Raw genomic sequence first — 20,790 nt, 5'->3', positions numbered from 1 at the left:
TTGGAAGTAGTAAAGCAGCGCAGCTTGCAGAGAAAAAACCAACGCTCGCAAGTCATGATAGGCAAACTGGAGTGGTAGTTCAGTTGGTTAGAATACCGGCCTGTCACGCCGGGGGTCGCGGGTTCGAGTCCCGTCCACTCCGCCAGACAAAGCCCGTTCATACAAACTTGAACGGGCTTTTTCATTAAAGGTGTAAGCAGTACGTTGTCCCCTTCGTCTAGAGGCCTAGGACATCACCCTTTCACGGTGAGTACAGGGGTTCGAATCCCCTAGGGGACGCCAGAACATCGGTGTCGCTCAGTTAGCAATATGAGTTAGCAGTATGAGCGGTGCAGTTGGTGAGAGAGCCAAGCTCACACACCACGGTTAAAAAATCTGGAGCGGTAGTTCAGTTGGTTAGAATACCGGCCTGTCACGCCGGGGGTCGCGGGTTCGAGTCCCGTCCGCTCCGCCAGATTTTGAAAAGCCCACTTCGAAAGAAGCGGGCTTTTTTTATTTCCGCAGCCGGCTCTGCCTGGGTATCGTCCGGGTATGCTCGGGACAAACAGCCATTGCCAGCACGCGCGGCCTGTTTTACCGTTGACCCGACTCATCTTCGTCGTTCCACCATGTTCGATCCAACCGAAGCTCCGTCACCGTTTCATCTGCGCAGTGCCAGCATGGACGATTTCGAGTTCGCCGAGGCGCTGACTCGCAATAACATGGGTGGCTACTATCGCCGGCACCATCTGGTCTGGCGTGGCGATCTGTTTCTCGGCAGCTGGCGCGAGTCGGAGAATTTCATTCTCGAAGTGGACGGCGAACCGATCGGTGTGCTGCGCATCACACAAGAAGGCGATTCGCTGCATATCCGCGACGTGCAGATTGCCGAAGGGCATCGGCGGCTGGGCGCCGGCACATACCTGCTCGATATGTCGCATCAGTGGGCGCGCGAGCGCGGACTGCGGGAGTTGCAGTTACGCGTGTTCGTCGACAATCCTGCAGCGCGGCTGTATCAGCGCAAGGGCTACAAGCTGGCCGGGCCGCGCCTGGCGCAACTCGGGGCGATCCGTCATCTGGCGCGGCGCGTCTGACGCACTGCGGCTAGCGGTTGCGCGTTACGCCATCACTTTTGCGCGGTCTCTTCGTCCGCCTCTCGATCGCCACGATCCCCGCTCTCCACACGATGTTCAGAGCCACGCTCGATGAATGCACGCGGACTTTCGCCGAAGGCCCGCCGGAACATCGCCGAGAACGCACTCTGGCTCTGATAACCCAGCTCCTGTGCGACATGTGAAAGCGGCCGTCCTTGGCTCAACAGTGGAATTGCGCGCGCGAGAATGGCCTGCTGACGCCATTGCGAAAAACTCACGCCCAACTCCTGACGAAACAGCCGCGCAATCGTGCGCGTACTCGCCCCCACGCTCGATGCCCATTGTTCGAGCGAGTCGCCGTGAGTCGGGTCTGCGATCACGGCCTCGCACAGCGCACGCAAGCGCTTTTCGTTGGGCATCGGCACGGACAGAGGCAGCGGCTCCGAACGCGTCAGCTCGTCGAGCGCGAGGGCGCCTAGCAGCTGTTCGCGTGTCGCTGAAATGCCTGGTGTATCGAGCGCTGCGATGACTTCGCGCAGCAGATCCGACACTTCGACCACGCGCGGCGTATCCAGTCCGGCCGGGACGGTGCTTTCGGTAATGTAGAGCGTGCGCAGAAATGCATCTTCGACGGCGACGACTTCGTGCGTCACATGCGGCGGTACCCAGATCGCCCTGGATGGCGGCACCATCCACGTCGTGCCCGTCGTCGCAACCCGCAGCACGCCGCGCGAGGCGTAGGCTACCTGTGCCCATGCGTGCGTGTGGCGCGCGATGCGCCAGCCCGAAGGTATCAGCCGCGAGCGTACGCGGATCGGGTGCGTTTGCGTCGGCTGGAATTCGGGCGGGATGTCGGCGAAGTGGACCTGGCTCGACTGGACTGAGTCAGTGGACGAATTCATGTTGAAGATCGATCCAGTGGACAGAACTCAAAAAACGCGGAGCCTGTGAGCACGGAATCTACGAGCATGGGGCGCTCAAACATCGAGCGCTCAAGCGCGGACTCCGAAGGCGCGGACCCAAAACCACCGCGGGCTTCTCATTGTAGGTGTTACGTCGGAGTCAACGTTGCATAATGTCTCGATTGCACCGATCCCGAGGAGAACCCCATGAGCTTTGCAACCGCTGACTTGTGCGATGCGCACGAGGACCAACTGGCGCTGGGCACGCTGCGTGTCCTCGAGCCGGTGTTCCATCTCTTCAGTCGCGCCGAGTGTTTCAGCGGCGAGGCGGTGACGCTAAAGGTGTTCGAGGACAACGCACTCGTGCGCGCCACGCTCGAGGAGAAGGGCGCGGGCCGGGTACTGGTGGTCGACGGCGGCGGCAGTCTGCGTCGCGCGCTGGTCGGCGGCAATCTTGCGCAAATCGCCGAGCAGAACGGCTGGGCGGGCATCGTGCTGAACGGCTGCGTGCGCGATGCGCTGGAGCTCAATGAAGTCAATGTCGGCGTGGCGGCGTTGACAACCTGCCCCCGGCGTGGCCAGAAGCTCGGCACAGGCGAGCGCGACGTGCCGGTGCAATTGCCGGGCGCGCTGGTACGTCCGGGCGAATGGATCTATGCGGATATCGACGGCGTGCTGGTGGCGAGTACGTCGCTGATTTGAACCCTCGGCTACAGCCGAGGCAAGCCAAACCCATCCTTAAGGAGAGCAAACAACGATGCAGACCGTCTTTGTATACGGCACGTTGCGTGCCGGTGAAGTGAACGACCTCAGGAATGCTGCGGCGCGCAACGAGATCGCCGCGCCCAATCTGCTCGGCACGGCCACCGTGCGCGGCCATTTATTCGACTTCGGCTTGTATCCGGGCCTGGTGGTCGACGAAGCGGGCGTGGATGTCACAGGCGACGTCTACGAAATCGACGATGAACTGGTTGCGGTGCTCGACGAGATCGAGGCAGTGTATCCCGGCGTCGAAGATCGTTTCCTTGCGCGAGAAGTGATGGTGAAAGTAGACGGCAACGTCGTGAACTGCCGCTTCTATCCGGTTGCGCCCAATGCGGTGAAGGGTCTCCCGGAAATCAGATCGGGCGATTGGGTCGAGTACCGCAGCACGCGCTGAAGGGCGCATAACTCGCCCGCAGCGAGCGGACTGCGAGCACATGACGAACGCATCGCCAGCACGTTGCGCGAGCACATAAAAAAACGGCCCGGCAGGCATATGCCTGTCGGGCCGTCCGGTCGGTCAGCCTTGCGACCCAGGCCGCTCTTTCATCGTGCGTGGCTGGCGAAAGCGGGTCTGGTACGACGTCGTTATTGCTGCACCATGAGGCCGATGCATGAGGCCGGTCAGATGCCTCAGATTTCCTCGTACAGCGGCAGCGTCAGGAAGTCGGTGAACTGCTCCGACGTCGACATGTCTTCGAAGATTTGTGCGGCGCGATCGTACGGCTTCGTATCGCCGCCGACTGCCTGCTTCACCTTGTCGAGCTCTTGCGCCGACAACTCGCGCACCAGCTCGGCCGTGACTTTGCGGCCGTCGTCGAGTTTGCCCTTCGGCGAGCGCAGCCATTGCCACACTTGCGAGCGCGAGATCTCCGCGGTGGCGGCGTCTTCCATCAGGTTGTGAATCGGCACGCAGCCGTTGCCCTCGAGCCACGAACCCAGGTAGTGAATGCCGACGTTGATGTTGTTGCGCAAGCCCGCTTCGGTGATCGACGCTTCCGGGCGGAAGTCCATCAGGTCGGCCGCGGTGACGAGCACGTCGCCGCGCTGCTTGCCGATCTGATTCGGCTTGTCGCCGAGCACCTTGACGAATTCTTCCATCGCGATCGGCACGAGGCCCGGATGCGCGACCCAGCCACCGTCGTAACCGTCGCCCGCATCGCGCGCCTTGTCGGAGCGCACACCGCCCATTGCCTTGTCGTTCGCCGCCGGATCGTTCTTGATCGGGATCAGTGCGCTCATGCCGCCGATTGCCGGTGCGTTGCGGCGGTGGCAAGTCTTCAGCAACAGCAGCGCGTACGCACGCATGAACGGCGAGGTCATCGTGATCTGCGAGCGGTCGGCAAGGCAGAAGTCCTTGTCGCTCTTGAACTTCTTGATTGCCGAAAAGATGTAGTCCCAGCGGCCGGCGTTCAGGCCAGAGCTATGTTCGCGCAGCTCGTACAGGATCTCGTCCATTTCGAATGCAGCGACGATTGTTTCGATCAGCACGGTCGCGCGGATCGTGCCGCGCGGCACGCCGACGGCTTCCTGTGCCGCGAGGAAGATGTCGTTCCACAGGCGCGCTTCCAGATGGCTCTCCATCTTCGGCAGATAGAAGTAGGGCGCCGTGCCGCGCGCGACCTGTTCCTTCGCGTTGTGAACCATGAAGAGCGCGAAATCGAAGATGCCGCCGGAGACGCGCTTGCCGTCCACCGTCACATGCTTTTCGTCCAGATGCCAGCCGCGCGGGCGCACGATCAGCGTGGCGATCTTGTCGTTCAGCGTGTACGACTTGCCGTTCTGTTCGAGCGAAATCGTGCGGCGCACCGCGTCCTTCAGATTGATGTGGCCGGTAATCTGGTTGTCCCAGCTCGGCGCATTCGAATCTTCGAAGTCGGTCATGTACGAATCCGCGCCCGAATTCAGCGCGTTGATGATCATCTTGCGCTCGACCGGGCCGGTGATTTCCACACGGCGGCATTGCAGATCTTGCGGCAGCGGCGCGATCTTCCAGTCGCCTTCACGCACGCTTTTCGTTTCGGCGAGGAAGTCGGGGCGCTCGCCGGCGTCGAGCCGTTTCGTGCGTTCTACGCGAGCCTGCAACAGCTGCTGACGGCGCGGTTCGAACGTGCGATGCAGCGCGGCGACGAGTTCGAGCGCTTCGCGGGTGAGGATCGCTTCATAACCAGGCTTGATCTCAGCCGTGATTTCCATGCCTTGCGGCAGCTGCAGCGGCGATTGCGATGACAGCGGATTCGTCATGGTTTCTCCTTGGTCGGTCAGATTGCAAAGATGCATATGTTGAAATGCGGTTGAGTTGCGTCGCGGAATCGAAGTGGTAGCCGTCATGCGCCAGGGCTGTGGCGCGTGCGGCTGCCGCCGGGATTGCCGGTGTTGCCCGTACCGCTGGTACGGCCGGGCGATGCGAGGGACTTCAGAAATGCGAGCAGATCGTTCATGCCTCCACCCGCGCCATGCGGCGTGACGCCCAGTTCTTCGGCTGGTGCGTTTTGCCGGTTAAGCCAGAACGTTGTGAAGCCGAACCAGCTCGCGCCTGCCACGTCCCAGCCGTTCGACGACACGAAGACGATCTCGCGCGCTTCTGCGTCGAAGGCTTGCGTGCCGAGTGAGTAGGCCGCGGGCGAGGGTTTGTAGGCGCGCACTGTGTCGACGGATAGAACATGGTCGAACAGGCCCGTCATGCCGGCGCTCTTCACGGCGATGTCGAGCATTTGCGGATTGCCGTTCGAGAGAATCGCGAGACCAAGCCGTGAGCCGGGTTTGCCGCCCACAGGTACAGACGCTGACGATCTGGAAGGCGCATCGCGCAGCTGGCGCAGCACCGGCACGGCATCGGGAAAGGCGGACAGGCACGCATATTCGTCCATCAAACGCTTCTCTGCCGCACGGCTCAGGGTGAGATGCAGTTTCTTGGCGGCGAAGCGCAAGGCGTCGAGCGTGATGTCCCAGAACGGCCGGTAATGCACGCCGGGCGCGCTGGCCGGCGCCGCGAGTGTACGCAGCTGCGTGTATTCGATCTGTTTTTGGCGCCACAACTGCGAGAGCGCGTCGCCGTGGCCGGGGAACATCTGCTCCGCGGCGGCGATCACCGAATGCACGTCGAAAAGCGTGCCATACGCGTCGAAAATCACTGCTTTAGGGGAGAGTGTCGTTGTGGCCGACATTGCCGTGCACTCCTATCAGAGGTCAGGAGGAATTGTATTAGTGATGCTACGCGCTAAAAAAGAGGCTAAACATCACTTGATCTTTTACTTTCATACACCTAATCTGACGCGCACCGACCACTTTCCCACGCAAGCGCCCAAGGGGACTCCCTTCGAGGCGTTGCGGCTCCGCTAGCCATGGACCGTTTCAAGCAAATCGAAACTTTCGTTACCGTCGCGGCGAGAGGCAGCCTGTCTGCCGCGGCCTCGGCCGAGGGCGTCGCGCCCGCAATCATCGGCCGCCGCATCGATGCGCTCGAAGAGCGCCTCGGCGTCAAATTGCTGGTGCGCACCACGCGCAAGATCACGCTGACCTTCGAAGGCTCGGCGTTTCTCGAGGACTGTCAGCGTGTCATTCACGACATGCAGAACGCCGAGGCCAGCGTGTCGGCGGGCGGTGTGAAGGCGAGCGGCCATTTGCGGCTGTCGGCGCCGGCCGGGTTCGGGCGGCGGCACGTTGCGCCACTGGTGCCGGCCTTCACTGTCGCGCATCCGGATGTGTCGATTACGCTCGACTTGTCCGACCGGCTGGTCGACCTCGTCAACGAGGGGTTCGACTGCGCCGTGCGCCTGGGCGAGCTGCCGGATTCGTCGCTGGTGTCGCTCAAGCTGGGTGAGAACCGCCGTGTGTGCGTGGCATCGCCGTCGTACCTGAGCCGGCGGGGTTCGCCGCACTCGTTGGCCGATCTCGCGCACCACAACTGCCTCGCCCTGGGCGCGAGCGCCAATCAGCAGCGCGGCTGGATGTTCCAGCAGGGCGACAAGGTCGTGTCGATCAAGGTGTCCGGCACGATGGAATGCTCGGACGGTGCCGTGCTGCACGAGTGGTGCCTCGAAGGTTATGGGCTCGCATGGCGCTCGTGGTGGGAGGTCGGCACGGATATCGCGGCTGGCCGGCTGGTCAGCGTGCTCGACGAGTTCGCCGCGCCGCCGATCGGTATCCATGCGGTCTTTCCGCAGCGACGGCATTTGCCGCTGCGGGTCCGGCTGTTTCTGGACTTTCTCAAGCATACGTACGGCCATCCTGATTACTGGGGCTGAGCGCGGCAGAGGTCCGGCCAGCTGGCGTGATGGTCCTTGTGCCGCCTCACGCAGCCGTTGCGAAGCTCCACGCAGCGGGTTTCCGATATGCGGACAGACCCGCACGACAGCCTTGAGCGCTTTTCTGCGAACTACAATCGATTGAAGCGGCTTTTATGCCGAGCCTCGTGGGACGCTGACGCCGCGCTCTGTAAGCAGCCGGCGACGGAGGGCAACATGTTCAGGCACATCCTGGTTCCGACCGATGGTTCAGACCTGTCGCGCAAAGCGATAGACGGCGCCATCGATCTCGCGCAGGTTGTCGGCGCTCGCGTCACTGCCTACGCGTGTCTGCCGCAATATCCCTACTCGCCGTTCTCCGACGTGGTGATCGAGCCCCCGGTCGAGTTTCTGCAGCGCAGCGAGCGTGAAGCGCAGGTGCATCTGCGGGAAGTGGAGCTGGCCGCGCGCCGTGTCGGTGTCGCGTTCGACAGCCGCACCAGCGTGCATCCGGCGCCGTACCTCGGCATCATCGAAGCGGCTGAGCAGGGCGGCTGCGACGTGATTTTCATGGCGTCGCATGGACGGCGCGGTCTCGGCAGCCTGCTGATCGGCAGCGAGACGCAGCGGGTTCTGACGCATACGAAGATTCCAGTGATCGTGTACCGCTGAGGTGCACGCTCGCGATTTCCATCGCGAGTACGTACGGCAGGCATGGCAAAAAAACGCGCCGGCGATGATGCCGGCGCGTCCTGTACCCGCCGCACAATGCGTTGCGCTGGCTTTGTCTTAGCTACTGCTCTCTCCCAGATTCCAGCGATCAGGGCAGACCGGCGTACGTCAGCCCTGATCGCTTTGCTCCTCCCTGACGGCGGCCCTCTAACGGGGCCGCTTTCTCGTCTGCGTTGCCATTCTCGCGATCAGACCGCGAGATGACCGATGACCTAAGCGACCTTCTTGTCGAAGAACTGTTCGTCTTCCGTCGAACCATGCAGGGCAGTCGTCGACGCATCGCGCTCGACCGTTTGCGTCACGGCGTCGAAGTAGCCGGTGCCGACTTCGCGCTGGTGCTTGACCGCGGTGAAGCCCTTTTCGGCCGCAGCGAATTCAGCCTGCTGCATTTCGACGAAGGCGGTCATCTGGTTGCGGGCATAGCCGTACGCCAGGTTGAACATCGAGTAGTTCAGCGCGTGGAAGCCGGCCAGCGTGATGAACTGGAACTTGTAGCCCATTGCGCCGAGCTCGCGCTGGAACTTGGCGATGGTTGCGTCGTCCAGGTTCTTCTTCCAGTTGAACGACGGCGAGCAGTTGTACGACAGCAGCTGGTCCGGGAATTCCTTGTGGATCGCGTCGGCGAATTTCTTCGCGAACTCGAGATCCGGCTTGCCGGTTTCGCACCAGATCATGTCGGCGTACGGCGCGTAGGCGAGGCCACGCGAGATCGCTTGTTCGAGACCCGGCTTCGTGCGATAGAAACCTTCCACTGTGCGTTCGCCCGTCAGGAACGGCTTGTCGTTGTCGTCCACGTCCGAGGTGATCAGGTCGGCGGCTTCAGCGTCGGTGCGAGCCAGCAGCACGGTCGGTGCGCCGGAGACGTCGGCGGCCAGACGTGCAGCGGTGAGCTTGGCGATGTTTTCGCGGGTCGGCACGAGCACCTTGCCGCCCATGTGGCCGCACTTCTTCACCGAAGCGAGCTGGTCTTCGAAGTGGACGCCTGCAGCGCCGGCTTCGATCATTGCCTTCATCAGTTCGAACGCGTTCAGCACGCCGCCGAAACCGGCTTCCGCGTCGGCCACGATCGGTGCGAAGTAGTCGATGTAACCTTCGTCGCCCGGGTTCTTGCCTTCCGACCACTGGATCTGGTCAGCGCGCGTGAGCGTGTTGTTGATGCGCTTCACGACGAGCGGCACCGAGTTCGCCGGGTACAGCGACTGGTCCGGGTACATTTCGCCGGCGACGTTCGCATCGCCCGCCACTTGCCAGCCCGACAGGTAGATCGCCTTCAAGCCTGCTTTCACCTGCTGCATTGCCTGGTTGCCGGTCAGCGCGCCGAGCGAGTTGACGAACGGCTCGTTGTTCACGCTTTCCCACAGCTTTTCCGCGCCGCGCTTGGCAAGCGTATGCTCCACTTGCAGCGACCCGCGCAGACGGATCACGTCTTCAGCGGTGTACGTACGCTTCACGCCTTTCCAACGCGGATCGGTTTCCCATTGCTGCTGGAGTTGCTTGGCTTGTTGTTCGCGCGACATGGTGTGCTCCTCGGTTGCCTGTAATGAATGGTTGACTCTGGTCCCATGCAAGAAACTTGCGATCTTCGTCGAAGCGACTGGCCCTTTTAGGCGTTACGTTTCGTGAAGTCTTGTATAAGAGTCTAGGCAAATCGATGGCGTCGCAATAGTCGCGAAGAGGCGTTTTTTGGATATTAATTTATGTTTAAAATCAATTGATTACGGAGATCGTTCCGCATTGAGAAACGTCTTTTCCCATCTCGCAATAGGTATCTTGTGCCTTGCAACACAATTTTTTACGACGCAAAAAAATTTTCCACATCGTGAAATTCGGGCGATGAGCAAAGCACGGACGAAAAGAAACCGGTGCCTGAGCACCGGTTTCTTTCGACTGAGGATCGGCGCGAGGCCGTCCGGGTCTTTTCAGGCCGCCTTACGTACTGAACGAGCCACGTAAATTGCGCTTGCCTGATGACTGCTGAGTCGCTGCTTAGCTGCCGCGACGCGCCGTACGCGGGCCGTCGCTGCGGCGTGCGCCGTAGCCGCCGTCACGCGAACCGCCGCCGAAGCCGCCTTCACGCGAACCGCCGCCGAAGCCGCCTTCACGCGAACCACCGCCAGCCGACTTGCCTGCCCAGCTGCCGCCATTGCCGCTACCGCTGCGAGCACCGCCGCCGTTACCGGCCGGCTTGCCAGCACCGCTGCCGCTGCCGAAGCGACGGCCACCGCCGTTGCCACCGCCCGGACGGCCGCGGCCGCCAAAGCCAGGACGGCCGCCGTTGCCCGACGGAGCCGACTTGCGCGGCTCGAAGCCTGCGACGACGTTGACCGGCAGCGGAGTGCGCACGAAACGCTCGATACGCTTCAACGCGCCTTGTTCAGCGTGGTGCACGAGGCTCACTGCGATACCCGAGCGGCCAGCACGGCCGGTACGGCCGATACGGTGCACGTAGTCTTCAGCGAACTTCGGCAGATCGTAGTTGAATACGTGCGTGATGCCCGGGATGTCGATACCGCGAGCGGCGACGTCCGTTGCGACCAGCACGCGCACACGGCGCTCGCGCAGCGCGCGGATCGTGCGGTTACGTGCGCCTTGCGGCAGATCGCCGTGCAGAGCAGCCGATTCGAAACCGGCGTCGGCCAGACGGCCAGCCAGTTGGTCAGCGTCCATCTTGGTTGCCGTAAAGACGATAGCCTGGTCGAGGCCCTCGTCGCGCAGCAGATGGTCGAGCAAACGATCCTTGTGATCGCGGTCGTCAACATAGTGGACGGTTTGCGCGATGTTGGTACGTTGTTCGAGGCGTTGAACGATCTCGATGCGTTCCGGATCCTTCAGCAGACGGCCGGTCAGCGAACCGATCTTGCCGTCGAGCGTGGCCGAGAACAGCATCGTTTGACGCGTTGCCGGCGTAGCGGCGACGATCGTTTCGATGTCTTCGATGAAGCCCATGTCGAGCATGCGGTCGGCTTCGTCGAGCACGAGGATCTGCAGTTGCGACAGATCGATACGGCCGCGTTCCAGGTGGTCGATCAAACGGCCAGGCGTAGCAACCAGGATTTCCGGGTTCTTTGCCAGCAGCATCAGTTGTTGACCATACGCGACGCCGCCCAGAATGCTGACGGTGCGCAGACGCTTGAGGTGCTTGCCATACGTGGCAGCGGCGGTGGTGACCTGCATGGCGAGTTCGCGGGTCGGCGTCAGAACCAGCATGGTCGGACGGGCAACCGGTTGCGGACGGCGCGTGCGGGCACCGTCAGCCGGACGCGGTTCACGCGGCTGGCTGGCTTGCGCCTTTTGCAGTTGTGAGAAACGTTCGATAGCGGGCAGCATGAACGCGGCGGTCTTGCCCGAACCGGTCGGGCTCGAGACCATCAGATCGCGGCCGGCGATGCCAGCGGGGATCGCGCGTTGCTGAACCGGAGTCGGGTTTTGATAACCAGCGGCGGTCAGCGCGGAGACGACATCCGCGGAGAGACCGAGCGACGCGAACGACGGGCCGGTCGGCGCTGCGGCTTCTGCGGCGACGGCTTCCGGAGCGGCAGCAACAGCTGCGGCTTGTGCGGGTGCGTCGGCGAGACCGAGGGCTTGATCGGCGATGGCGTTCAACGGGCTGCTGGGGGTATTGCTCGAAGTCATGAGAATCCTTGGTACACAGGGAATTAAAACGTCGGCGCCAATCGGCATACCCAAGTCGTCGGATTCAGCGAGCAAAGAAGCAGCGAGCAAATCGAAAAACGGGGGCAGCTCGCGACAATGAAGGCGAGCTTTTCGTTAGAAGCTGTATCGGATGCGACATGCCAACACGGCGTGCCGCCAGCCTGGGACATGATCGCCCGTAGGGGGCTAGGCAGGAGGGGACAGGTTCTAAACTGGATTGGAGCTAAACGCTACGAGGCGCTGCGCCGCAAAGGCCGCTAGAGGAAAGCCGGGCAAAGCAGTGAAGCGCAGGCCGCATTATATAGAGTTTTGCTGCACTGCGCCACCGTTAAGACGTTTCCTGGCGGAAAACTTTCGTTTGGCTGCTCGAATCGGCTTAAGGGCTTCCTCGCGGGTCTGGCCATGTGGCTCCCCAAGAGGCCACCGGGGGGCTGTCTGGGCTAACTGCCTTGCCGTGGCCAAGCCAGGCCGATGTTCCCGGCCTGCCGTTTCGACAACGGATTTCGTTACGGGGCCAGATTCAGGCCGCGGCGCCGCTCTTGAGGGCTTCGATCAGTTCGACGTATTGCTGCTTCGCGGCGTCTTGAGCGGTGCCTTTGAGTGCGGCCCACGCATCGTACTTGTATTTGCCGACGATATCGGTGAAGCCGGGTTTGTCGCCGTGGACGTCGCCCTCCGTGGCCTGCTTGAAGAGGGCGTAGAGGCGCAGAAGGGTGAGGTTGCCCGGACGCTCGGTCAGTTGCTTGGCATCTTCCTGGGCCTGGACGAATTGTGCGTTGATGTCTGTCATGGTGGTTTTGCCCGGTTGGCGGGGTTGGTTCTGGCTGGGCTGATGATCATAACAACTGCATGCTGTCGCGGAGCCGAGGGCTTATTCCAAACACCGATTGCCACCCGGCGGACCTACCCAAAACCGCATCCGCACGCGCCGTGCCGATTACAATACGGTCCATGACTCAAACTGTGCTTCTTGCCCTCGATACCTCGACCGAATTCTGCTCGGTAGCGCTCCTGTCCGCCGTCGGCGGCGCGGCGAGCCAGACAGCGAACCCGGCCCGTGCCGAACCCCGGATCTGGGTACGCCACGAGCAAACCGGCGCAGTCTCCAGTACGCGCCTCTTGCCCGCCATTCGCGAACTGTTCGACGAAGCCGGCCTGAAGCTGGCGGACTGCCACGCTATCGCCTTCGGCTCGGGCCCCGGTTCGTTCACAGGGCTGCGCACCGCGACGGGCGTCGCTCAAGGCCTCGCGTTCGGCCTGAACCTGCCGGTCGTGCCGGTCAGCACGCTGCTGGCCTGCGCGGAAAGCGCACGGTTGCGCGATCCGTCGGCGACCCGCGTGCTCGCTGCGCTTGACGCCCGGATGGACGAGATCTATTGGGCCGACTACGCATGGGACGAAGCCGTAGGCGAATGGCGCACGCTTCAGCCGGCTTCGCTCGACGCGCCGGAGCGGCTTGTTTTGCCCGACGTCCCCTTTACCCTGGCCGGTAATGCTGCTGCCGCTTTCGGCGCGCGGCTGCCCGCTGTCGCGGCTGCGCGAACCGTCGACGGCGAAGCGCTGCCGCACGCGGTGCCGCTCGCGCACGTGGCGCTGCGCGCGTTTCGCGCCGGACGTATCGTGCCCGCCGATCAGGCCGCGCCGGAATACGTTCGCGACAAGGTTGCCCAGACCACCGCGGAGCGCGTTGCCGAAAAGGCCGAGAAAGCCGCCAAGGCCGAGCAGGCTGCCGCCAGGTTGGCACATGACGCGGATCAAGGCGAGGGCCGGCAATGAGCGGTGTGTTGCTGGCGGACCGTTATATGTCGCCGATGACCGAAGGCGATCTGGACGAGGTCGCGGCTATCGAAAAGATTGCCTACGAGTTCCCCTGGAGCCGCGGCAATTTCGGCGACTCGCTGCGCAACGGCTATTTCGGCATCTGCCTGCGCCACGTAACAGGCACGCTGATTGGCTATTGCGTGCTGATGCCGGTGGTCGATGAAATGCATCTGCTCAATTTGTGCGTAACGCCCGCCGCGCAAGGCGCCGGTGCCGGGCTCGCGCTGCTGCGCGAAGCGGTGCGTATTACGCGCGCCGAAAAACTCGAAGGCCTGTTGCTCGAAGTGCGGCCGTCGAATCATCGGGCTATCCGGCTTTACGAGCGCTTCGGCTTTGCGTCGATTGGCCGGCGAAAAAACTATTATCCGGCGCGGCACCGCAGCCGGGAGGACGCCATCGTGATGCGTTTCTCGTTTGCCACGGAGGGCGCAGATGGCGCTGCATGAATCGGTACTGGAAGAGTTTGGACTTGCGCCACTCTGGGTGCGTCGCGGGATGGCGGTGCAGGAGGCGGCGGTCGAAGTCGCGATCGAGCAGGGCGTTGCTTCGGCAACCGCTTCTGTAGCGCGTCGCGACGATCCACCTGCGACGAAGCGTGAGTTGTCGCCGTCCGCGCTGGCCGAGGACGCTCGCCGGCCTGCGATTCGTGTCAGTGAAGCTCAGCAGGCCGATTCGCCGCAGGCCATGCAGGCACGTGATCAGGGCGACCGGCGTGAGCCGTCGGCACAACAGCAGGGGCAGCAAGGACGGATGCAAGCGCTGGTTGAAGCGCGCCCGCCTTCCCAGCCGACCCGAACCCCTGAGCCACCGGCGGTTGAAATACCGCCCGACGACGATTTCGCCTGGTTCGACGATCTACCCACGCACCCCGGCACCGACGCGCGCGCCGAGACACCCGAGCCGCCCTCGATCCAGACCCTCGACTGGGACGCGTTGAGCGCGCGGGTCGCTGCCTGTGAACGCTGCCGTCTGTGCGAGAAACGCACGAACACGGTATTCGGCGTCGGCGATCGCAACGCCGACTGGATGCTGATCGGCGAAGCCCCGGGTGAGAACGAAGACCGCCTGGGCGAGCCATTCGTCGGCCAGGCCGGCAAGCTGCTCGACAATATGTTGCGTTCGCTGACGCTCGCGCGCGAACGCAACGTCTATATCGCCAACGTGATCAAGTGCCGGCCGCCGGGCAACCGCAATCCCGAGCCGGACGAAGTCGCGCGTTGCGAGCCTTATCTGCAACGGCAGGTCGCGCTGGTCAAGCCGAAGCTGATTGTCGCGCTGGGCCGCTTCGCCGCGCAAAGCCTGCTCAAGACTGACGCGAGCATTTCGTCGCTGCGCGGCCGCGTGCATGAATACGAAGGGGTACCGGTCATCGTCACCTATCACCCGGCGTATCTGCTGCGCAGCCTGCCGGACAAGGCGAAGGCCTGGGCAGACCTGTGTCTCGCGCGCGATACGTGGCTCGCGGCGGGCGGCGTGCCGTCCAGCGCGGCAAAGTGACGGACGCAAGCGGACCGGCGGCGCGCCTCGCCGCCGCGCCCGTCACATCCGCCGTAGCCCTCGAGACGCTGCTCGACACTTTGCGTGACCCGGCCGTGCGCGATCTCGCGTGGGTGCTGCTGAGTGCCAATTTGTTGCGCGCGCAACCACCCGTGGGCGCGCTTGCTAGTCCTTTCGGATCGCAGCAGGAAGCTGCTGCAACCGTCGACTGGTTACGTGCGCTTGACGCCGATCCGGCCGGCTTGCATAGCGATCTCACCGCGACGCGTATGACGCGTCTTGGCCGCTACGCCGAGCGGCTGCTTGGATGGTTCCTGCAATATGGACCGGCGGCGCGGCTGGTCGCGGCCGGTGTGCCCTTGCGGCGCGCGGGCGTGACGCTCGGTGAATGCGATTTTCTCGTGCAGACGCAGCAGGGCGCGCGCTTGCATTGGGAGCTGGCGGTGAAGTGCTATCTGCATGCAGGCGAAAGCCACGCGCAGCCCGCGGCGCGGTTAGCCGATTACGTCGGTCCGAATCTGAAAGACCGCTTCGATCTGAAGCTCGCGCATCTGCTGAATCACCAACTGCCGTTGAGCGCGCGCGACGAGTTTGCATCCATCGGCTATGCAGGGCCGTGGACGCCGCAGATGTTCATCAAAGGCTGGTTGTTCTATCGCGCCGGCGAGACGCCTGCCGATCCCGCCGAGCTCGATCCGTCGCATGGACGTGGCTGGTGGGTGACCCGCAAGGATTGGCCGGACTTTGCCGCGGCGCATGCGCACATGTGGCGCGTGCTACCGCGGCTGGAATGGCTTGCGCCGAGGCGTTATGGAAAGGGGGAGGCGGAGGCCGCAGGGTTTGCTTTCGTCGATCAGCAGACGCTTGCCGAACAAACCTCACATCAGCATGGACCAACAATGGTCGCGGCGTTCGCCAACGACGGCGTAGGCAATCTTGCAGAACTGTCGCGCGGCTTCATCGTGCCGGACGATTGGTCAGAGCAGGCGCAGATCTACGCGCGGCAATAGCAGGACGTGTGGTTGGTGACATCGGCGAGGGGCTGTACCCATCCGTGGCTGCTGAGCGCTGATCCAATTCGCCGTTGAACCCGGCATTTGAATCGAACGGCCTGCGGCATTGTTTGGTGCAGCCGTGGGCGGCTTCCGTTCAGCCCTTCACCACCATCGATAAAAATGATGCACCGGCCCGACGCCGCTGCCGACGTCGAGTCGATCGCTCGCTTGCAACGCGCCGGTCAGATACAGCTTGGCGTCGGCGACGGCGCTCGCCAGATCGTCGCGCTGCGGAATCAGCGCCGCAATTGCCGACGACAGTGTGCAGCCCGTCCCATGGGTATTCTTCACCGGCACGCGCGGGCCGCCGAGGCGCAGCGTGCCGCTGTCCTGTACGAGCCAGTCGGGACTGTCCACCGCGCTCAAATGGCCGCCCTTCATCAGTACCGCCCGCGCACCGAGCGCGCGCAGCGCTTCGCCTTGTTCGACCATGCCGGCTTCGTCGGTGGCAGCTTGCATGCCGAGCAAGGCCGCTGCTTCCGGCAGATTGGGCGTCAGCAGATCGGCCAGCGGCAGCAACTCGTCACGGACGGCCGCGACCGCATCTGGCAGCAGCAGCGCGTGATTGCTCTTCGAAATCATCACCGTGTCGAGCACGATGTGCTTCGGCTTGTGCCGCCGCAGCGCATCGGCGACCGCGCGCGCGATCGGCGCATTCGCCAGCATGCCGATCTTCACGGCGTCGATACGGATGTCGTCGAACACCGCATCGAGTTGCGCTGTAATGAAGGCGGGATCCGGCGCATGAATCGCCGTGACGCCACGCGTGTTCTGCGCGGTGAGCGCGGTGATCACGCTCGCGCCATAAGCGCCGAGCGCCGAGAAAGCTTTCAGATCGGCCTGAATGCCGGCGCCGCCGCCAGAGTCGGAACCGGCGATCGTCAGCACATTGGGAATGGGTTGAGTCATGGCAAAGCGAGGAAAGGGGAAAGGCGCGGGCAGTAAGCGCGGGAATTAAGCGCGCTGCCCGCCGCGGGTCAGTGCTTGACTTCGCCGATCAGCGCGACCGAGTCGAACGCGCGCTGATTTGCCTGGTGGCGCCGCATCACGAACCACATCATCACGCAGACGAAGGTGCCGAACAGCACGATCACCGCGGCGACAGGCACGTCGAGCCACACCAGTACTGCGTATAGGCACAGCATCACGAGCACCGAGAGATTTTCGTTGAAGTTCTGCACGGCGATCGAGTGACCCGCCGACAGCAGCACGTGACCGCGATGCTGGAGCAGCGCATTCATCGGTACGACGAAAAAGCCCGACAGGCCGCCGACGATCATCAAGAAGATATACGCAAAGATCAGATAGCCCGGCAGGTGCACGTGGCCGAAATACAGACCCCAATGCCTAGGGAACAGATCGCGTGTATAGAAGGCCATCAGCATCACGGCGATGCCCATCATGATGCCGACCGGAAGTACCGTCAGCGATTTTTTCAACGGCACGCGCGAGGCTGCGTAAATCGCGCCGACCGCCACGCCGACCGCCACCACCGCCTGCAGAATTGCGGCTTCCGAAAGCGACATGCTCAGCGACACTTCGGCCCACTTCAGCACGATGAATTGCAGTGTCGCGCCGGCGCCCCAAAAGAGCGTCGTGACGGCGAGCGAGATCTGACCGAGCTTGTCACGCCACAGCACGAGGAAACAGTCGGCGAAATCAGTGACGAGCTTGATCGGGCCGCGTTCCTGTTTTGGATAGCGTGCGCCGGTGTCGGGAATGCGCAAATTGAAGAGCGCCGCGATCACGTAGATCGCCATGATCACCAGCATCGCCGCTTCAGCGGGCGTATTGACCGTGGGGATGTGGTGCCGGAGGATCGGCGCGGCAATGTGAGGGCTGATCAGCGCGCCGCCGAGCACCGTACCGAGAATGATCGAGCCGACGGTGGTGCCTTCAATCCAGCCGTTCGCGGCGACCAGTCGGTCAGGCGGCAGCAGTTCAGTGAGAATGCCGTATTTGGCGGGCGAGTAGGCCGCCGCGCCGAAACCCACAATGCCATAGGCGAGCAACGGATGCGCGCCCACCAGCATCGTGATGCAACCGACTACTTTGATGGTATTGGTGACGAACATCACCTGTCCCTTTGGACGGGAGTCGGCGAAGGCACCTACGAAGGCGGCCAGAACGACATACGACAGCACAAAGAACAACTTGAGCAGCGGCGTCATCCAGTTCGGGGCGTGGAGATCTTTCAGCAGTGCGATAGCAGCGATCAGAAGCGCATTGTCGGCCAGCGACGAAAAAAACTGCGCGGCCATGATGGTGTAAAAACCTTTTTTCATCTGATGCGATGCTGTCCTCGCTGCGGTCTGTCCGCCCCGGCCGTGTGCTAAGCGTCCGGGCTTATGCCGTTCGAAATGGGTTGTGCGCACGGCTTTATATCACGAAAATAGCTGGATTCGGACTAGCAAAATCCTTGATCGCACCGCCCAGCGGGCCGCCGAGCGCTGAAAACGCCCTGTAAGCTCCTGATTCGCAAGCGTCTTTACGAAAATTACCCATGCCGCGCCCCCTCTCAGCCACGATTCATACAGCCGCACTCGCCAATAATCTCGCCGTCGCCCGGCGCTATGCACCAAAATCCAAGATCTGGGCCGTCGTCAAGGCAAACGCCTACGGACACGGCCTCGCGCGCGCTTTTCCCGGTCTGCGTGCAACGGACGGCTTTGGTCTGCTTGACCTCGAAGAAGCCGTGAAGTTGCGCGAATTGGGCTGGGCCGGCCCGATTTTGTTGCTCGAAGGCTTCTTCCGTCCGACCGATATCGACGTGATCGACCGCTACAGCCTGACCACGGCGCTGCACTCGGACGAACAGCTGCGCATGCTCGAAATGGCGCGCCTGTCCAAGCCGGTCAATATCCAGCTGAAGATGAACACCGGCATGAACCGCCTCGGTTACACGGTGGAAAAATTCCGCTCCGCGTGGGAGCGTGCGCGGGCCTGCCAGGGCGTCGGCCAGATCACGTTGATGACCCATTTCTCGGATGCCGACGGCGAACGCGGTATCGCGCATCAGATGGAAGCGTTCGAACGCGGCGCGCAAGGTATTGCCGGCGCGCGCAGCCTCTCGAATTCGGCGGCGACGCTGTGGCATCCCGAAGCACACTTCGACTGGGTCCGGCCGGGCATCATCCTGTACGGCGCGTCACCCTCGGGCGTGACGGCCGCGATTGCAGGCACCGGCCTGCAACCGGCCATGACGCTCACCTCTGAACTGATCGCCGTGCAGACGCTCGCCGAAGGCCATACGGTCGGCTATGGCTCGGCGTTCAAGGCGCGCGGGTCGATGCGCATCGGTGTGGTGGCCTGCGGTTACGCGGACGGTTATCCGCGGGTCGCGCCGGAAGGCACACCGGTGATCGTCGACGGCGTACGCACGCGGATCGTCGGACGGGTATCGATGGACATGCTGACCGTCGATCTGACGCCAGTCCCGACGGCCAACGTCGGTTCGCGAGTCGAGCTGTGGGGTCCGTCACTGCCGATCGACGACGTCGCGCAGTCGTGCGGGACGATTGGCTATGAGCTGATGTGCGCGGTGGCGCCGCGCGTGCCAGTGCGCGCGGAGTAAGGCGCGTGGCTAAACAGAAGACGTTGTACGTCTGCAGTGAATGCGGCGGCCAGTCGCCGAAGTGGGCCGGGCAGTGCCCGTCATGCAATGCGTGGAACACGCTGGTCGAATCGGTGGCGGAGACGCCGTCTACGCATCGCTTCCAGTCGCTCGCGAAGAGCGCGCCGGTGCGGCGTCTCGCCGATATCGACGCGTCCGACGTGCCGCGCTTTTCGACCGGCGTCAGCGAGTTCGACCGTGTGCTGGGCGGCGGTCTGGTGCCGGGCGGTGTGGTGCTGATCGGCGGGGACCCCGGCATCGGCAAGTCGACGCTGCTGCTGCAGTCGCTTGCCGAAATCGCCGCGGATAAACGTGCGCTTTATATCAGCGGCGAAGAATCGGCTGCGCAGATCGCGTTGCGCGCGCAACGGCTTTCGTTGCTGGAGCCCGGCTCGAAGGCCAGCGAGCTGCAACTGCTCGCGGAAATCCAGCTCGAGAAAATTCAGGCGACGATCGCCGAGCAGCGGCCGGACGTCGCGGTGATCGACTCGATTCAAACCGTTTATTCCGACGCGCTGACCTCAGCGCCTGGTTCGGTCGCGCAGGTGCGCGAGTGCGCGGCGCAATTGACGCGCATCGCCAAACAGTCGGGCACCACGATCATCATGGTCGGACACGTCACCAAGGAAGGTGCGCTCGCGGGGCCGCGCGTGCTCGAGCACATCGTCGATACGGTGCTGTATTTCGAGGGCGACACACATTCGTCCTATCGTCTGGTGCGCGCGATCAAGAACCGCTTCGGCGCGGTCAACGAACTCGGCGTCTTTGCGATGACCGAGCGCGGTTTGCGCGGCGTCGCCAATCCGTCGGCGTTGTTTCTGTCGCAGCATGAGCAATCCGTTGCGGGGTCGTGCGTGCTCGTCACGCAGGAGGGCACGCGGCCGCTGCTGGTCGAAGTGCAGGCGCTGGTGGATTCGGCTAACGCGCCGAATCCACGGCGCTTGGCCGTTGGACTGGAACAGAACCGCCTGGCGATGCTGCTGGCAGTGTTGCATCGGCACGCCGGCATCGCCTGTTTCGACCAGGACGTGTTCCTGAACGCAGTGGGCGGCGTGAAGATCACCGAGCCGGCGGCCGACCTGGCCGTGTTGCTCGCGATTCACTCTTCGATGCGCAACAAGCCGCTGCCCAAGGGGCTCGTTGTATTCGGCGAAGTGGGACTGGCCGGCGAAATCCGGCCATCGCCGCGTGGTCAGGACCGTCTTAAGGAAGCGGCCAAGCTGGGGTTTTCTGTCGCGGTCATTCCGAAGGCCAATGCCCCCAAACAGCCGATTGAAGGCTTACAAGTTGTTGCGGTCGAACGGATCGAACAGGCCATCGATCGGGTTCGCACGCTTGAATAGACGGGGCTCCCGCGTCGGCGGGGCCCCTACGGTCCGTAATGGTCAGTAAATATCTCCATATTGGCTGTAACCTACCCGACATTCCTTTTTCCTAAGCTGGCAGGGTATTGCA

19 protein-coding genes and 3 tRNA genes are annotated in these 20,790 nt (G+C 62.9%); 14 read left to right on the top strand and 8 right to left on the bottom strand.

Translation table 11 applies throughout. The features are described 5' to 3' along the window. Nucleotides 1–68 precede the first annotated feature (68 nt). The 4 genes from KHO31_RS01400 (at nt 69) to KHO31_RS01385 (ending at nt 1,073) form a co-directional block, all read left to right on the top strand. Nucleotides 69–145, top strand: a tRNA-Asp gene (locus tag KHO31_RS01400). A 61-nt stretch (nt 146–206) separates the two neighbouring features. Beyond that, nucleotides 207–282: transfer RNA gene (locus KHO31_RS01395), tRNA-Glu, on the top strand. A 95-nt stretch (nt 283–377) separates the two neighbouring features. Then, nucleotides 378–454 (top strand) — tRNA-Asp (locus KHO31_RS01390). Nucleotides 455–659: 205 nt separating this feature from the next. Next, nucleotides 660–1,073, top strand: a complete 414-nt coding sequence (locus KHO31_RS01385) for a GNAT family N-acetyltransferase (protein WP_201073269.1) — start codon at nt 660–662, stop codon at nt 1,071–1,073. A 32-nt stretch (nt 1,074–1,105) separates the two neighbouring features. On the opposite strand, the gene KHO31_RS01380 is transcribed toward KHO31_RS01385, so the two are convergent. Beyond that, nucleotides 1,106–1,975 (bottom strand): AraC family transcriptional regulator, encoded by an 870-nt coding sequence (locus KHO31_RS01380; RefSeq protein ID WP_201073268.1) that lies wholly within the window; start codon nt 1,973–1,975, stop codon nt 1,106–1,108. A gap of 207 nt (nt 1,976–2,182) precedes the next feature. Here KHO31_RS01380 and rraA point away from each other — a divergent pair, with 207 nt between their 5' ends. After that, entirely contained in the window at nt 2,183–2,677 is a 495-nt protein-coding gene (rraA, locus tag KHO31_RS01375) for a ribonuclease E activity regulator RraA (protein WP_201073267.1), read from the top strand. Between the two features lie 55 nt (nt 2,678–2,732). Beyond that, nucleotides 2,733–3,134: a gamma-glutamylcyclotransferase family protein gene (locus KHO31_RS01370; protein ID WP_120304772.1), complete on the top strand. Its 402-nt coding sequence runs from the start codon at nt 2,733–2,735 to the stop codon at nt 3,132–3,134. A gap of 236 nt (nt 3,135–3,370) precedes the next feature. On the opposite strand, the gene aceB is transcribed toward KHO31_RS01370, so the two are convergent. Continuing rightward, the gene (aceB, locus tag KHO31_RS01365) at nt 3,371–4,981 is read right to left on the bottom strand and encodes a malate synthase A (RefSeq protein WP_201073266.1); all 1,611 of its coding nucleotides are present in this window, start codon (nt 4,979–4,981) and stop codon (nt 3,371–3,373) included. A gap of 83 nt (nt 4,982–5,064) precedes the next feature. Beyond that, complete coding sequence (locus KHO31_RS01360; protein ID WP_201073264.1) at nt 5,065–5,904, bottom strand: (S)-2-haloacid dehalogenase; 840 nt, start codon at nt 5,902–5,904, stop codon at nt 5,065–5,067. A 177-nt stretch (nt 5,905–6,081) separates the two neighbouring features. On the opposite strand from KHO31_RS01360, the gene KHO31_RS01355 reads away from it, so the two are divergent. Both KHO31_RS01355 and KHO31_RS01350 read left to right on the top strand, forming a co-directional pair. Beyond that, complete coding sequence (locus KHO31_RS01355; protein WP_211620798.1) at nt 6,082–6,984, top strand: LysR family transcriptional regulator; 903 nt, start codon at nt 6,082–6,084, stop codon at nt 6,982–6,984. A 216-nt stretch (nt 6,985–7,200) separates the two neighbouring features. Then, entirely contained in the window at nt 7,201–7,635 is a 435-nt protein-coding gene (locus tag KHO31_RS01350; RefSeq protein ID WP_201073262.1) for a universal stress protein, read from the top strand. A gap of 272 nt (nt 7,636–7,907) precedes the next feature. On the opposite strand, the gene aceA is transcribed toward KHO31_RS01350, so the two are convergent. The 3 genes from aceA to KHO31_RS01335 all read right to left on the bottom strand — a co-directional run bounded on the left by aceA (nt 7,908) and on the right by KHO31_RS01335 (nt 12,139). After that, a complete protein-coding gene (gene aceA / locus KHO31_RS01345; protein ID WP_201073261.1) occupies nt 7,908–9,212 on the bottom strand; it encodes an isocitrate lyase in 1,305 nt (434 codons plus the stop codon). A 469-nt stretch (nt 9,213–9,681) separates the two neighbouring features. Then, on the bottom strand, nt 9,682–11,328 hold the full coding sequence (locus tag KHO31_RS01340; RefSeq protein ID WP_211622552.1) for a DEAD/DEAH box helicase: 1,647 nt from the start codon (nt 11,326–11,328) through the stop codon (nt 9,682–9,684). A gap of 541 nt (nt 11,329–11,869) precedes the next feature. Next, entirely contained in the window at nt 11,870–12,139 is a 270-nt protein-coding gene (locus KHO31_RS01335) for an acyl-CoA-binding protein (protein WP_201073259.1), read from the bottom strand. Nucleotides 12,140–12,300: 161 nt separating this feature from the next. On the opposite strand from KHO31_RS01335, the gene tsaB reads away from it, so the two are divergent. From tsaB to KHO31_RS01315, 4 genes are read left to right on the top strand one after another with little or no spacing between them, the layout of a single operon-like run. Beyond that, the gene (gene tsaB, locus KHO31_RS01330; RefSeq protein WP_201073258.1) at nt 12,301–13,125 is read left to right on the top strand and encodes a tRNA (adenosine(37)-N6)-threonylcarbamoyltransferase complex dimerization subunit type 1 TsaB; all 825 of its coding nucleotides are present in this window, start codon (nt 12,301–12,303) and stop codon (nt 13,123–13,125) included. Next, on the top strand, nt 13,122–13,616 hold the full coding sequence (gene rimI, locus KHO31_RS01325; protein WP_064266022.1) for a ribosomal protein S18-alanine N-acetyltransferase: 495 nt from the start codon (nt 13,122–13,124) through the stop codon (nt 13,614–13,616). The genes tsaB and rimI overlap by 4 nt, the downstream gene beginning before the upstream one ends. Beyond that, complete coding sequence (locus KHO31_RS01320; RefSeq protein WP_201085097.1) at nt 13,603–14,667, top strand: uracil-DNA glycosylase; 1,065 nt, start codon at nt 13,603–13,605, stop codon at nt 14,665–14,667. The genes rimI and KHO31_RS01320 overlap by 14 nt, the downstream gene beginning before the upstream one ends. Beyond that, nucleotides 14,664–15,677, top strand: a complete 1,014-nt coding sequence (locus KHO31_RS01315; RefSeq protein ID WP_211622550.1) for a DUF1853 family protein — start codon at nt 14,664–14,666, stop codon at nt 15,675–15,677. Before KHO31_RS01320 ends, KHO31_RS01315 begins: the two co-directional genes overlap by 4 nt. Nucleotides 15,678–15,824: 147 nt before the next feature. On the opposite strand, the gene thiD is transcribed toward KHO31_RS01315, so the two are convergent. After that, on the bottom strand, nt 15,825–16,631 hold the full coding sequence (gene thiD / locus KHO31_RS01310) for a bifunctional hydroxymethylpyrimidine kinase/phosphomethylpyrimidine kinase (protein ID WP_201085099.1): 807 nt from the start codon (nt 16,629–16,631) through the stop codon (nt 15,825–15,827). A 68-nt stretch (nt 16,632–16,699) separates the two neighbouring features. Further along, entirely contained in the window at nt 16,700–18,007 is a 1,308-nt protein-coding gene (gene lplT, locus KHO31_RS01305; protein WP_201073253.1) for a lysophospholipid transporter LplT, read from the bottom strand. A 218-nt stretch (nt 18,008–18,225) separates the two neighbouring features. On the opposite strand from lplT, the gene alr reads away from it, so the two are divergent. Together alr and radA are read left to right on the top strand one after the other, a co-directional pair. Beyond that, nucleotides 18,226–19,296 carry an alanine racemase gene (alr, locus tag KHO31_RS01300; RefSeq protein WP_201073251.1) on the top strand — a complete coding sequence of 357 codons (1,071 nt, stop codon included), beginning with the start codon at nt 18,226–18,228 and terminating at the stop codon, nt 19,294–19,296. Between the two features lie 5 nt (nt 19,297–19,301). Further along, complete coding sequence (gene radA / locus KHO31_RS01295; RefSeq protein WP_201073249.1) at nt 19,302–20,678, top strand: DNA repair protein RadA; 1,377 nt, start codon at nt 19,302–19,304, stop codon at nt 20,676–20,678. Nucleotides 20,679–20,790 lie beyond the last annotated feature (112 nt).

Source organism: Paraburkholderia domus (genome assembly GCF_905220705.1).
GTDB classification, from domain to species: Bacteria; Pseudomonadota; Gammaproteobacteria; order Burkholderiales; family Burkholderiaceae; genus Paraburkholderia; species Paraburkholderia domus.
Note: the sequence above shows the minus strand (reverse complement) of the source record. Positions and strands in the feature narration are given on the sequence as shown.